The organism is Cyanobium usitatum str. Tous (genome assembly GCF_003011885.1).
In the GTDB taxonomy this organism is placed as follows: domain Bacteria; phylum Cyanobacteriota; class Cyanobacteriia; order PCC-6307; family Cyanobiaceae; genus Cyanobium_A; species Cyanobium_A usitatum.
The window spans coordinates 128,786-142,041 of sequence record NZ_PXXO01000001.1; the positions used below are offsets into that span (position 1 = coordinate 128,786).

Below are 13,256 nucleotides of genomic sequence, written 5' to 3' on the forward strand. Positions count from 1 at the left end.
CCAGCCGCCCGCAGGCCGCGGAGCAAGGTGGGATCAGGCCTTGCCGCGGAAGGCTTTCCAGCTTTGGCTCAGACCGCCCAGCAGCCGTTCGCGCTCGCTGCTGCGCAGCAGTTTGGGAATGCCGTAGCGCACCGCCCACACCACCCCAGCTAGCTCGAGCAGGCCGGGCACCAGGGGCAAGCTGTCGAGGGCACCCAGCACGGCGCTGTAGACCCGCAGCACCAGCAGCAGGCCCACAAGGCCAGCAAGGATGGTGACCGGTTTGCGGGCCTGGGCCCACAGGTTGTTGAGCTCGTTTTGATCGAGCCACTGGCGCAGCTTGCCCAGCAGCAGTTCCCACTCACCACCTTCGCCGCTTTGGGGCTCGGCTTCGTCACTGAACGACTTGGAGCCTGCGCTGGGACTGGCTTCAATTACCAGGGTGGCGGCAATGCTGGGTTCGGGGGGCGCCGCCTCTGGAGCGGGCTGTTCAACAACCTGTTCAACGACCTGCTCAACAATCTGTTCCACTGGCTGTTCGACTGGCTGTTGAACAGCCCCGTCGGGGCTGGTGTCGGGGTTGGTGTCGGGGTTGGTGATGGTGTCGTCGGCCATGGCGGGCGGCGCGGCGGGGATAGGAATGTGGCGGGAGCTTAGGTGCGGTTGGCCAAGACTCCAAGCCCTGGGACTCCAAGCCCTAGGCCTCAATCGGCAGCAGGCTGGGGCGGCTGCTCAGTGGCACAACCGGTAAGCGCAGGGGGAAGCTGCCGTCGATCAGGGCTGCTATCAGGGCCTCGCAGGCGGCGGCGGCCAGCCGCGGGCTGTGGGAGGGCGCACAGGCCACCGAGCGTCCTGCCACCTGGATCGTGCCGCTGAGCAGCTCGGCGTAGGTCACCGAGCCCAGGCTGGGTTTGATCCGCCGCGGCACCGACAGGTCGAGCACGGGCGCCTCGAGCTCCTGGGGGCCAGCGGCGGCCTGGCGGGCTACCTCGGCATTGATCAGGGGCACCGGCGCCGCAATCGCAATCAGTAGGGCGCTGCCATGGCCCTCAAAAAAACAAGGGCGCACCCACTCGGGTCGCAGTCCGTGCAAATCCACGCTCACGGCGGCGGCCGCGCCGGGGGTGCGGGCGTGGCCGCTGGCCTGGCGCCGGCAACCGGGCTGGTGGCCGCTGCCAGCCCCTATCACCCAGCCGATGGCGCCGCCCACCAGCACCGGTGAGCCAGGCCCCAGCAGCGACAACCCCGGCATGGTGAGGCCGATGCTGCCGGCGCCGCCGCAGGAATAGAGGGCGTTGGCGGCTGGACCCAGCAGGGTGCCGTAGGGGCTGGGGCAGGGCCCTTCCGCCTGGCTGAGGGCAACTACGCCGTTTTCACTGATGGCCCGATGCAGCAGCAGCCGGCCAGCGCCGATCTGCTCCAGCCCCAGCTCCGTGTGCAGCTCCCGGCGCGGGTGCAGGGCGGTGGCCTCGCCGCTGGCGTTGAAGGGCAGGGCCCGGCCCTGCAGCAGGGCTCCGAGCAGTTGGGCGCCGCCCATCGCATCGCCTAGGCCGCCTCCGATCGGCAGCACCAGCTCGCCGCTGCCGCAGCCCGCTAGCCCCGCCACTCCGGCCAGCTGGCCGTCGCGCAGGCGGATCGGTGGATCCGTGGGGCCGAGGCTTAGGAGCAGGCTGGCCTGGTCGCTGAAGCCCGCATCGGCTGCCACCACCACATCAGTGCTGGCGTAGGCCTCGGCCAGCCCGGCTTGCAGCACCAGGCTGCGAAATTCGGCGGCGGCGCGCACCTGCAGCTGGCCCCGTTGCTGCTTGAGCCTTAGCTCCGCCTCCTGGCGTGGCGGGAATGGATCGGATTTGGGCATTCCCCCTGGGCTTCAGATAAACTGACCATTGCTAAAGACGGTCATCCATGGCGGACCCCAGCGGACCCGGTGCTGACATACCGGGGGAGTCCGGCGGCAACGGTGATTCGCGAATCATCCTGACCGATCTGCGCAACGAGATGTCGCGCTCCTATTTGGAGTATGCGATGAGCGTGATCGTGGGTCGGGCCCTGCCCGATGCCCGCGATGGCCTCAAGCCGGTGCACCGGCGCATCCTTTACGCCATGTATGAGCTGGGTCTCACCAGCGATCGGCCCTACAGGAAATGCGCCCGTGTGGTCGGTGAGGTCCTTGGTAAGTACCACCCCCACGGCGATACGGCCGTCTACGACGCCCTGGTGCGGATGGCCCAGGACTTCAACATGCGCATGCCCCTGGTCAATGGGCATGGCAACTTCGGCTCGGTGGACGGCGACCCCCCGGCCGCCATGCGTTACACCGAATCACGGCTGCAGGCGCTGACCACCGACAGCCTGCTCGACGACATCGAAGCCGAAACGGTCGATTTCGCCGACAACTTTGACGGCTCCCAGCAGGAGCCCACCGTGATGCCGGCGCGGATTCCGCAGCTGCTGCTCAACGGCTCCACCGGCATCGCCGTGGGCATGGCGACCAACATCCCACCCCACAACCTCACTGAGCTGATCGACGGCACGCTGGCGCTGATCGCCAACCCCGACATCGACGATCTGCAGTTGATGGCGATCATCCCGGGGCCCGACTTCCCCACGGGAGGCCAGATCTTGGGTCGCCGCGGTATTCGTGACACCTACACCAGCGGCCGCGGTTCAGTGACGATGCGGGGCGTCGCCTCGATTGAAACGCTGGAGGTGAAGGGCCGCCCCGATCGCGATGCGGTGATCATCACCGAATTGCCCTTCCAAACCAACAAGGCCTCGCTGATTGAGCGGATCGCCGAGCTAGTCAACGACAAGAAGCTGGAGGGGATCTCTGATATCCGTGATGAATCCGACCGCGATGGCATGCGGATCGTTATCGAATTGCGCCGTGATGCCTACCCCCAGGTGGTGCTGAACAACCTGTTCAAGCTCACGCCGCTGCAAAACAACTTCAGCGCCTACATGCTGGCGTTGGTGAAGTCGGAGCCGGTGCTGCTCACCCTGCGCAAGATGCTGCAGGTGTTTCTCGACTTCCGCATCGAGACTATCGAGCGCCGCACCCGCTACTTCCTGCGCAAAGCCGAGGAGCGCGACCACATTTTGCTGGGCCTGCTGCTGGCCCTAGACCAACTCGATCCGATCATTGCCCTGATCCGGGCTGCTTCCGATGCGGCCACGGCCCGCTTGCAGCTGCAGGAGCGCCATGGCCTCAGTGAGATCCAGGCAGATGCCATCCTGCAGATGCAGCTGCGGCGTTTGACGGCCCTCGAGGCCGACAAGATCCGCCTTGAGCATGAGGATTTAGTCGCCAAGATTGCCGACTACAAAGACATCCTGGCCAATCGCGAGCGCGTACTCACGATTATCACCGAAGAGCTCGGTGCGATCCGCACTCGTTACCACTCCCCCCGCCGCACTGAGATTCTCGATCTCGAGGGCGGCCTCGAAGACATCGACCTGATCGCTAATGAGCGTTCGGTGGTGTTGCTTACCGAGAACGGCTACCTGAAGCGGATGCCGGTGAGCGAATTCGAGGCCACCAGCCGCGGCACCCGCGGCAAGGCCGGCACCAAGACCCAGGGCGAGGAGGCGGTGCGGCTGTTCATCAGCTGCAACGACCACGACAACCTGCTGCTGTTCTCCGATCGCGGCGTTGTTTACACCGTGCCGGCCTATCGGGTGCCGATCTGCAGCCGCGCTGCCAAGGGCACGCCGATTGTGCAGATGTTGCCGATTCCCCGCGAGGAGCAGATCACCTCGCTGCTGGCGGTGAGCGAATTCACCGATGACGGTGTGCTGGTGATGCTTACCAGTGGCGGCACGATTAAGCGCACCCGTCTATCGGCCTTTGCCAACATCCGCTCCAATGGCTTGATCGCCATCGATCTGGTGGAGGGGGATGCCCTCACCTGGGTGCGCTTGGCCCTGCCCGGCGACAGCATCCTGATCGGCTCGCGCAACGGCATGACCATCCACTTCCGTCTCAACGACGAGGAGTTGCGGCCCCTGGGCCGCACCGCCCGCGGCGTGCGGGCCATGAACCTGCGCCCCGGCGACCAGCTGGTGAGCATGGATGTGCTGCCCGCTGAGCTCGCCGATCGGGTGGCGAGCTCGGCCAGCGCCGAAGACGATGAAAGTGAGGAGGTGGCGCCGAGCGAGGGTCCTTGGGTGCTGGTGGCCAGTGCCAGCGGCCTGGGTAAGCGGGTGCCGGTGGATCAGTTCCGCCTGCAGAAGCGCGCCGGCATGGGCCTGCGGGCGATCAAGTTCCGCAATAAGAGTGATGTGCTGGTGGGCCTCAAGGTGCTCGGGGCTGGCGAGGAGCTGCTGCTGGTGAGCGAGAAGGGGGTGATTGTTCGCACCCAGGCCGATGCGGTGCCGCAGCAGTCGCGGGCGGCTACGGGCGTACGCTTGCAGAAGCTTGATGCCCGCGATCGACTCAGCGAAGTGGTGCTGGTGCCACCGGCTGCTGAGGAGGAGGAGTCTGCAATTGTTGAAGAGGCTTTATTAACAGAAGAGGCTGCATTAATAGAAGAGGATTTAGTAGAAGAGGATTTACTGACAGAAGATTCAGTAGAAGAGGAGAACCCAAGCACTGAGGCCTGATTCGGTGGCTGCCGCTTCGGACCCAGGGTCTGTTGCAGTGGGCTTGATTGATGTGCTGGTGGTGGGCGCAGGCCCGGCGGCCCTGGCCATCGCCGCTGAGCTGGCGGAGCAGGGGCTGGCGGTGGCAGTGCTGGCGGCGACTGATCCTCGCGAACTCTGGCCCAACACCTACGGGATCTGGGGAGACGAGGTGGATGCCCTCGGCCTGGGCCACCTGCTGGAGCACCGCTGGAGCGACACCTGCAGTTACTTCGGCTCCGGCAGCAGCGACCCTGCCGATCCAGCCGACAGCCCCACGCGCCACGGCCGCGACTACGGCCTGTTCGACAAAACGCGCTTGCAGAAGTTCTGGCTGGAGCGTTGTGAGGCCGCCGGCGTGCAGTGGCTGCGCGGGCAGGCACAGGAGCTGAGCCATGGGAGTGGCCGCAGCCAGGTGCGCTATGCCCCTGCTCGTGCTGCCGATCTTGCGGTGATCGAGGCGCGGCTGGTGGTGGATGCCAGCGGCCACAAGGCGGTGTTTGTGCAGCGGCCTGAGCGGGGGCCGGTGGCGGGCCAGGCTGCCTACGGCGTGGTGGGACGCTTCACGGCGCCGCCGGTGCAGTCGGGGCAATTCGTGCTGATGGATTATCGCGCCGATCACCTCAGCGAAGCGGAGCGGCAGGAGCCCCCTACTTTTCTCTACGCGATGGATCTGGGGCAGGGAAGGTTTTTTGTGGAGGAGACCTCCCTGGCCCTGGCGCCGCCGGTGCCCTACGCCAAGCTCAAGCAGCGCCTCGAGCGGCGGTTGGCCCATCGCGGTGTGGCGATCGAGCAGGTGGAGCACGAGGAGTTTTGCCTGTTTCCGATGAACCTGCCGCTACCGGATTTGGATCAGCCCGTGCTGGCCTTTGGTGGGGCTGCGGCGATGGTGCATCCGGCCTCCGGCTACATGTTGGGGGCGCTGCTGCGCCGGGCGCCGGTGCTGGCGGCGGCGGTGGCGGCGCGGCTGCGGGCTGAACCGGCCGCCGACTCGCTGCAGCTGGCCGCAGCTGGCTGGCAGGCGCTCTGGCCCCCGGAGCTACGCCGTAAACACGCCCTCTACCAATTTGGGCTGGAGAAATTGATGCGCTTCTCGGAGCCCCAGCTGCGCAGTCACTTCACCAGCTTCTTTTCCCTGCCCAGCGCCCAGTGGTATGGCTTTTTGACCAATACGCTCAGCCTGGGCGAGCTGTTGGCGGCGATGGTTGCCCTATTTGCCACGGCACCCTGGAGCGTCCGTTGGGGCCTGATGGGCATGCGGGGCCGGGAGTTGCAGCTGGGCCTTCGCATGCTGGCCCCCTAGCTTTGTGCCTAAGACTGAACCGGCGCCGGCAGCCAATCGGCCGCATTGAGCAGGGGGAATAGGCCGTCTTCGATGGCTATCGCTTTGAGCCATTTGGCGGGTAGCTCGGTGCCGTTGTCGATCGCATCCAGCAGGCGCCAGAAGCGATCCAGGTGGCGCTCGATCCTTTCTTTGGCCAGTCCGGTGGTGGTGCCCGCCCTCAGGATGAAGCTCCAATCAGAGCTTTGGGCCAGCAGCAGCTCCCGGCCCGCCTGGGTGAGCAGGTCGCGCTGGGCTGGGCTGCCAACGCCGCGCTGCACCCGAGCCACCATGGCCTGGGAGGCCCGCTGCCACTCGGCCACCACCCAGGCGTTGGTCTCGTTGAGCCAGTAGTCGTGATAGCCCCCCTGGCCCCAGCTGCTGGGGGAGGGGCGGCACACCTGCAGGGGGTCGCTGCCGCCGAGGGCCTCCCGCAGGGTCACCAGCCGCACGCCGGCCCCATCGGCCTGGCGGAATAGGGCCGCCAGAAACTGGGGCCCCTCAAACCACCAGTGGCCAAACAATTCGGCGTCAAATGGAGCCACCAGTAGGGGCCGGCGCTCCATCGAGCGGGCCAGGCTGCCTAGCTCCTCGGCTCGGCCCTGCAGGTAGGTGGCGGCATGCTCCTCGATTCGCTCGGCCGCAACTGCGGGTTCGTAGGGCTGTTTCTGGTCGAGGGGGCAGCCCTGGGCCGTGACCCGATGCAGCTTCAGGCCGAGGGGCCGGCGGCTGGCGATGGCATGGCTGGCTAGTTCGCTATCGGGCAGATCCCAGCCCAGGTCGCGGTGGAATTCCCGGTAGGCGCCATCGCCGGGGTAGCCCTCGCGGGCGCTCCACACCGGCAGGGTGGCGCTGCTGTCGCGGCCGAAGAAGGCGGCCCCGGCCGGTGAGCAGATCGGAGCGAATACGCCATAGCGGGGGCGGGGCAGGGCGTGCAGCAGCCCGTGGGCATCGAGCACCGAGTAGCGCAGACCGCAGCCCACCAGCTGCTGGTCGAGGCCTTCGTAGTAGGCGCATTCCGGCAGCCAGATGCCCAGGGGCCGCTCACCCAGCAGGCGCTCGTGCTCGCGCACTGCGGTGACCAGCTGGGCCCGCACCGCCTCCGGCACCTGGCGCAGCAGGGGCAGGTAGCCGTGGGTGGCACCGCAGGTGATCAGATCCAGCACCCCCTGTTGCTGCAGCCTGCGGAAGCGTGGGATCAGTTGCCCTTTGATCTGACGCCACTGGCTCACCACCGCTTCCAGTTGAGCTGCTAGGTGGCTGGCGGCTGGGCCTTGGGCTTGCGGGGCTTGCAGCAGCAGCTCCTGGCGAACGGCGATCCAGGCCAGGAAGCGGCCATTGAGCTGGGGATCGGCCAGCAGGGAAAGCAGGGTGGGCGAGAGGCCGAGGGTGAGCCGGGGGCGCTGGCGCCGGTCAGCGGCGGCGGCCTCCAGCACGGCCACTAGCGGCAGGTAGCACTCCTGGAGCGCCTGGAAATACCAATCTTCTTCCAGCGAACCGGGCTCGCTGGAGCGCACGTAGGGAAGATGGGCGTGGAGGACTAGGGCCAGATCGCCTGCGGCCATAACCATCCTGCGATTGCGGCACTCTAGGCGTAGTGCCCGCATACAATGGGCTATCTCATAGTCATTCCGCCTAGAGGGGCTCCCCTATGGCCCGCGATCCCGGCCGCGTATTGATCTTCGATACCACCTTGCGCGATGGCGAGCAGTCGCCTGGCGCCAGCTTGAACCTCGAGGAGAAGCTGGCGATCGCCCAGCAGCTGGCCCGGCTGGGGGTGGACATCATCGAGGCCGGCTTCCCCTTTGCCAGCCCCGGCGACTTCAACGCCGTGCAGCGCATTGCCGAAACCGTGGGCACCCCCGATGGGCCGGTGATCTGCGGCCTGGCTCGGGCCGCTGCCGGCGACATCAAGGCCTGCGCTGAGGCGGTGGCGCCCGCTGCTAGGCGGCGCATCCACACCTTTATTGCTACCAGCGACATCCATCTCGAGCACAAGCTGCGCAAGAGCCGCGCTGAGGTGCTGGCGATCACCGCCGAGATGGTGGCCTACGCCCGCTCGCTGGTGGACGATGTGGAATTCTCTTGCGAAGACGCCGGCCGCAGCGATCCGGAGTTCATGCATCAGGTGATCGAGGCGGCGATCAGCGCCGGTGCCACCACGATCAACATCCCAGACACCGTTGGCTACGCCACCCCGGCGGAATTCGGCGAGCTGATCGCCGGTATCAATGCCCAGGTGCCCAACATCGACCAGGCGGTGATCTCGGTGCACGGCCACAACGACCTGGGCCTGGCGGTGGCCAACTTCCTCGAGGCGGTGAAAAACGGCGCCCGCCAGCTGGAGTGCACGATCAACGGCATCGGCGAGCGGGCTGGCAATGCCTCGCTCGAGGAGCTGGTGATGGCCCTGCACGTGCGGCGCAGCTACTTCAACCCCTTCCTGGGGCGGCCAGCCGAGAGCACCGAACCGCTCACGGGCGTGCGCACCGAGGAGATCACCAAGACCTCGCGGCTGGTGAGCAACCTCACCGGCATGGCGGTGCAGCCCAATAAGGCGATCGTGGGCGCCAATGCTTTTGCCCATGAATCGGGCATCCACCAAGACGGCGTGCTCAAAAACCGCCTCACCTACGAAATCATTGATGCCCGCACGGTTGGTTTGGCCGACAACCGCATCTCCCTTGGCAAGCTGAGCGGCCGCAGCGCCTTCCGGGCCCGGCTCGAGGAGCTGGGCTACACGCTCGAGCGGGAGGACCTCGACGATGCCTTCGCCCGCTTCAAGGAGCTGGCGGATCGCAAGCGGGAAATCAGCGACCGCGATTTAGAGGCGATCGTGAGCGAGCAGGTGCAGCAGCAGGATGGCGGCAGCTTCACCCTCAAGAGCGTGCAGGTGAGCTGTGGCACTGGCTTGCAGCCCACCGCCACCGTCACCCTGGTGACTGCAGATGGCGCCGAGCTCAGCGAGGCGGCGATCGGCACCGGGCCGGTGGATGCGGTGTGTCAGGCGCTCAATCGGCTGGCCCAGGTGCCCAATGAGCTGGTCGAATTTTCGGTGAAATCGGTGACCGAAGGCATCGATGCCATGGGCGATGTGACGATCCGGCTGCGCCACGAGGGTGTGCTCTATTCGGGCCACTCAGCCGACACTGACATCGTGGTGGCCGCCGCCCAGGCCTTCGTGAACGCCCTCAATAGGCTGGTGGCCGGTGGGCGTCACCAGCCGCTGCACCCCCAGAAGGCGCCACTGCCCGTAGTGGGCGACCTGCCCTTGGCCGACCGGCCGCGGGTTTAGGCAGCTGGGTGGGTGTGGCGTTTCAGCTTGGGATCACGCCCTGGGCCATGTGTTGTTTTTATTGATTAGCTAAGCCAAGACTAAGCTAAGCGCCAAAACACTTGCTCCCCGGCCCGGCCCGCCCCGCCCCGGCCCGCCCCACTGAGTCATCTGATTCCCTTCTGTCCCCCCGCCATGAGCCTGCCCCTCTCCGGACCGCGCCGCTCACGGCTCAGTGCCGCCGCCCAGCTGATTTTGCTGTTGCTGGTGGCCCTGGCGATGTTGGTGCCGCTGCTGTGGCTGGTGAGCACCTCGCTTAAGGGTCCGGCGGAGGACATTTTCACCAGCCCGCCAGCCCTCTGGCCCAGTCAGCCCAGCTTTGAGGCCTACAGGCGCCTTTTTGCCGACAATCCAATCGGCACCTACCTGCTCAACAGCACGATTGTGAGTGGCCTGGCGGTGCTGGCCAACGTGCTCTTCTGCTCGCTGGCGGCCTATCCCCTGGCCCGCATGAATTTTCGCGGCCGGGGCTTAGTGCTGGCCCTAGTGGTAGCAACGATTTTGATCCCCTTTCAGGTGGTGATGATTCCGCTCTACCTGCTGATGGTGCAGATCGGCCTACGCAACACCCTTTGGGCCCTGATCATTCCCCAGGCGGCCACCGCCTTTGGCATCTTCCTGCTGCGGCAGAGCTTCCTGGGGGTGCCGGTGGAGCTGGAGGAGGCGGCCCGTTGCGATGGCTGCACGCCGGTGGGGGAGTGGTGGAACGTGATGATTCCGGCGGCCCGGGCCGACCTGATCACCCTGGCGATGTTTGTGTTTATCGGCACCTGGAGCGATTTTCTCTGGCCCCTGGTGATCCTCGATGAACCCGAGCTCTACACCCTGCCCCTTGGGCTGCAGCAGTTGGCCAGCAGCTTTTCACTCGACTGGCGCCTGGTGGCAGCCGGAGCAGTGATTTCGATCCTGCCGGTGTTGGTGGTGTTTATCGGCCTGCAGCGCTACATCCTGCCCAGCGCCGCCGGCGATGCAGTCAAAGGTTGAAAACCAGTCCAAGGTTGAAAACCAGTGAAAAGATCCTCTGGTTGATCAGTTAGCAGTTGCAGGGGGGCGCACAGGCGGAAGAGGCGGCACTCCCAAAGGCAGCTCATCGGTTTTCGGGGGAGCCGCTTTGCTGGGGCGGGCTGCGCGCAACTTGCTGAGCTCGGCCCGCAGGTTGGCGGTTTCGCGGCTCAGCCCATCGATGCGGGTGCCGTTGCGCTCCACCGCCTGCAGCCGCTCCACCGTGGAGCGCAGCTGCTGTTCCAGGCCAGTGGTGCGATCAAGGGCCCGGCTGTTCTCCAACCCCTGCACCCGCTCCTGCAACTGGCGGATGGTGTCGTTCTGCTGGCGGGACTTAACCACGATCACCAAAAAGAGCACCACCAGCATTGCCGTGACGCCGGCCTGCAGCCAGGGCACCCAGGCGAGGGAAGCGCCGTTGGGGCTGGCTTCGGTGCTGATCGCGGCCTGGTCAGGGGCTGGGGTCATCAGGCAAGCTGCCGAGGATGCTTCGATCCTGCCGGCAAGCAGGACTTTTGTCAGGGATGTGAACTCCTATGGGAGGTTGAATGTATTGGAAAAGGAGAACCGACTGTGCCGGTGGCTGGCCCAAAACTTAGGTCGCTGCCAAGGCCATTTCTGGTCATGTGGGCGGGCCAGCTGCTCTCAAACCTCGGCACTCAGGTGAGTCTTTACGGCTTGGGGCTGTGGCTGTTCCAGCAGCATGGCCAGTTGAGTGCCTTTGCTGCGGTGGCGGTTGTGGTGCAGTTGGCCAAGTTGGCATCCCTTTCGCTAATGGGCCGTCAACTGGATCGTTGGCCGCCGCGACGGGTGATGCTTGCCGCTAACGGCCTCGGCAGCACCTGCACTTTGGGCCTGGCCTTCACCTTGATGATGCGTCCAGCCACCCTGTCACCGGTGTTGCTTTGCATTGGGCTGGCAGCAGCAGCAGAGGCGGCTCTGGTGGTGACCTGGTCCAGCCAACTGGCCAGATTTGTGTCTACAGAGCAGCTGGGAGCGGCCAGCGGGCTCTTCGCTGGATCGGATGGAGCTGTGGTGATGGCAGCCCCCCTACTCGGCGCTGTGCTGGCGGCGACGGCCGGGTTGCCGGGTGTACTCGTCACTGACAGCCTTACGTCACTTATTGCTGCGGCCTGCACGCTTCTGGTGGCCTGGCCGCAGTCGTTGTCAGCCCCACTCACTAAGGCTGCTGGTCATGAGGCTTCCTATCAGCTAGGGGTGCGCCATGCCTTGAGCAGGTTGTGGAGCAATCGGCGCTGGCGCCCCCTGTTGCAGATCAACAGCGTGGTGGTAGGCGTGTTTGCTGCCATTGAGATCGCTTTCCCCGCCTGGGTGGTGGCGGCAAGCGGCTCCCAGCGTCTGATCCTGGCTCTGGCCCTGGCCGGATTGGGCTATGCCGGTGGGCTCTGGCTATGGGCCCGGGTGCCTCGCTGCCATTGGCTGGACTGGCTGCGCATCGTGTTGCTGCTCCAGGCGGTGCTGCTGACCGGGGCTGGGCTGGTGTGCTTTCAGCAGTGGCAGGGGGTGTGGTTTTTGGCCGTGGGCCTATTTGCTGCTGCGGTTCCGGTTGCTCTAGGCGCCCTCCAGAGTCTTTGGTTGTGCTGGGTGCCGTTGGCTTTACAGCCGCGGCTGTTTGTCGGCCGTTACGGCCTGGAGTGGATCTCCCGTCTAGTAGCTCTGCTGGGGATGAGTTTGCTGGCCGATAGGGTGATAGCCCCGCTGATCCGGGGGGGCTACTGGCCCGCTTGGCTGCTGGACGCCCTTGGCCGCGGCCCGGGGCGCCCGACGGCGATGGCGATCGGCCTGCTTGGCTGGGTTTTGCTGATTCCTCTTTGGCGGCTCTGGCGTCCCCTCGGGCGCCTTCACCTGGATGAAAATAAATAGTGATGAAAGTTCTGATTTATACATCCAGTGGCGGCACTGCTCACGACTCGGCCGCCGAGGCAATTCGGCAATGGCTGGAGCGTGAGCGCCCGAATATCGAAGTGCGTGTCGATCAGGTGTTGGAGCGCTCGAGTAGCACCTATCGAGGTGGCGTAGAGCTCTACAACTGGATCCAACGCCGACGCCCCTGGCTGCACCAGATCTACTGGCGGGCTATGGAACTGGAAGATCTGGTGAAGCCAGGCACCGTTCTATTCGGGCGCCAATACTTGATTCGTGAGCTTCAGGACTTCCGCCCGGATGTGCTGATCTCCACCCACCCTCACACCAATCGTGGCCATTTCGATTTGGCTAAAAGGGTTTTGGGTAACCAGCTTCGTTGCATCACTTGCTGCACTGAGCTCGACGGCGGTTTTGGCTTTAGCCGCAACTGGCTCAGTCGCAGAACCGACCTGTTCTGGGCCCTTACATACGAGGTGGTCAGGGAAGTGCGACGACGACGTCCAGGGGTTCCAGTGGAGCTGCTTGGGCCCCTCCTTTACCCGGACTATCACGATGGTGGGCCGGCGCCTGCTGCTGTTGAAGGCCTACCCCTGTTGGTGCTCGGCACCGGCTCAAATGGCGCAAATAACCACATCCCCCTGCTGGAGCAGCTACTGCCGTTTGCTGGTCAGCTGACGGTGGCGGCCCTATGCGGCCGACGACAGATTGTGCGGGAGGAAGTGCAGGCCTGGGTAGATCGGCACCCAGCGCTGGCCGTTCAGGTGCTCGACTATCAGGGACCGGATGCGATGGCTGATCTTTATCGTCGCGCCTGGGCCATGGTTAGCCGCCCAGGTGCCCGGACTGCCACTGAGGCTCTGTTTATGGGATGCCCACTGGTGTTCAACCATTACGGCACAACCATGCCTCAGGAATTGATAGCCCCCCGGTATTTTCATGCCCGAGAATTGGAGTCTGCCATTAGACGGCCTGTAGAGCTGTCATCCTTGGTGCACCAATGGCTGACCAATCCACCTGCGTATTTGGCCCTACGGCATCGCTATCAGCAGCACCTCCTGACGGCCGATCCGAGCACAATCCTCGAGCGCTTAGCCCTTGAGTAACGTTGGGATG

The 13,256-nt window shown here is 65.2% G+C and carries 10 protein-coding genes; 6 read left to right on the forward strand and 4 right to left on the reverse strand.

The features are described 5' to 3' along the window. Positions 1–33: 33 nt before the first annotated feature. Positions 34–594, reverse strand: a complete 561-nt coding sequence (locus C7K55_RS00730; RefSeq protein WP_106501488.1) for a CAAD domain-containing protein — start codon at positions 592–594, stop codon at positions 34–36. 82 nt (positions 595–676) lie between these two features. Continuing rightward, the gene (locus C7K55_RS00735) at positions 677–1,837 is read right to left on the reverse strand and encodes a homocysteine biosynthesis protein (protein ID WP_106501489.1); all 1,161 of its coding nucleotides are present in this window, start codon (positions 1,835–1,837) and stop codon (positions 677–679) included. A gap of 47 nt (positions 1,838–1,884) precedes the next feature. Here C7K55_RS00735 and gyrA point away from each other — a divergent pair, with 47 nt between their 5' ends. Both gyrA and crtL read left to right on the forward strand, forming a co-directional pair. Next, on the forward strand, positions 1,885–4,581 hold the full coding sequence (gene gyrA / locus C7K55_RS00740) for a DNA gyrase subunit A (protein ID WP_106501490.1): 2,697 nt from the start codon (positions 1,885–1,887) through the stop codon (positions 4,579–4,581). Positions 4,582–4,624: 43 nt separating this feature from the next. After that, positions 4,625–5,902: a lycopene beta cyclase gene (crtL, locus tag C7K55_RS00745; protein WP_106501705.1), complete on the forward strand. Its 1,278-nt coding sequence runs from the start codon at positions 4,625–4,627 to the stop codon at positions 5,900–5,902. Positions 5,903–5,910: 8 nt separating this feature from the next. Here the strand turns inward: crtL and C7K55_RS00750 are convergent, their stop codons facing one another. Beyond that, positions 5,911–7,485 (reverse strand): glycoside hydrolase family 57 protein, encoded by a 1,575-nt coding sequence (locus tag C7K55_RS00750; RefSeq protein WP_106501491.1) that lies wholly within the window; start codon positions 7,483–7,485, stop codon positions 5,911–5,913. 86 nt (positions 7,486–7,571) lie between these two features. On the opposite strand from C7K55_RS00750, the gene C7K55_RS00755 reads away from it, so the two are divergent. Together C7K55_RS00755 and C7K55_RS00760 are read left to right on the forward strand one after the other, a co-directional pair. Next, positions 7,572–9,215 (forward strand): 2-isopropylmalate synthase, encoded by a 1,644-nt coding sequence (locus C7K55_RS00755; RefSeq protein ID WP_106501492.1) that lies wholly within the window; start codon positions 7,572–7,574, stop codon positions 9,213–9,215. Between the two features lie 174 nt (positions 9,216–9,389). After that, on the forward strand, positions 9,390–10,238 hold the full coding sequence (locus tag C7K55_RS00760) for a carbohydrate ABC transporter permease (RefSeq protein WP_106501493.1): 849 nt from the start codon (positions 9,390–9,392) through the stop codon (positions 10,236–10,238). A gap of 45 nt (positions 10,239–10,283) precedes the next feature. Here the strand turns inward: C7K55_RS00760 and C7K55_RS00765 are convergent, their stop codons facing one another. Continuing rightward, positions 10,284–10,724 (reverse strand): hypothetical protein, encoded by a 441-nt coding sequence (locus tag C7K55_RS00765; RefSeq protein WP_106501494.1) that lies wholly within the window; start codon positions 10,722–10,724, stop codon positions 10,284–10,286. A gap of 156 nt (positions 10,725–10,880) precedes the next feature. On the opposite strand from C7K55_RS00765, the gene C7K55_RS00770 reads away from it, so the two are divergent. Continuing rightward, a complete protein-coding gene (locus C7K55_RS00770) occupies positions 10,881–12,140 on the forward strand; it encodes an MFS transporter (protein WP_106501495.1) in 1,260 nt (419 codons plus the stop codon). Between the two features lie 2 nt (positions 12,141–12,142). Next, positions 12,143–13,246: an MGDG synthase family glycosyltransferase gene (locus C7K55_RS00775; protein ID WP_106501496.1), complete on the forward strand. Its 1,104-nt coding sequence runs from the start codon at positions 12,143–12,145 to the stop codon at positions 13,244–13,246. The last annotated feature ends 10 nt before the right edge of the window (positions 13,247–13,256 follow it).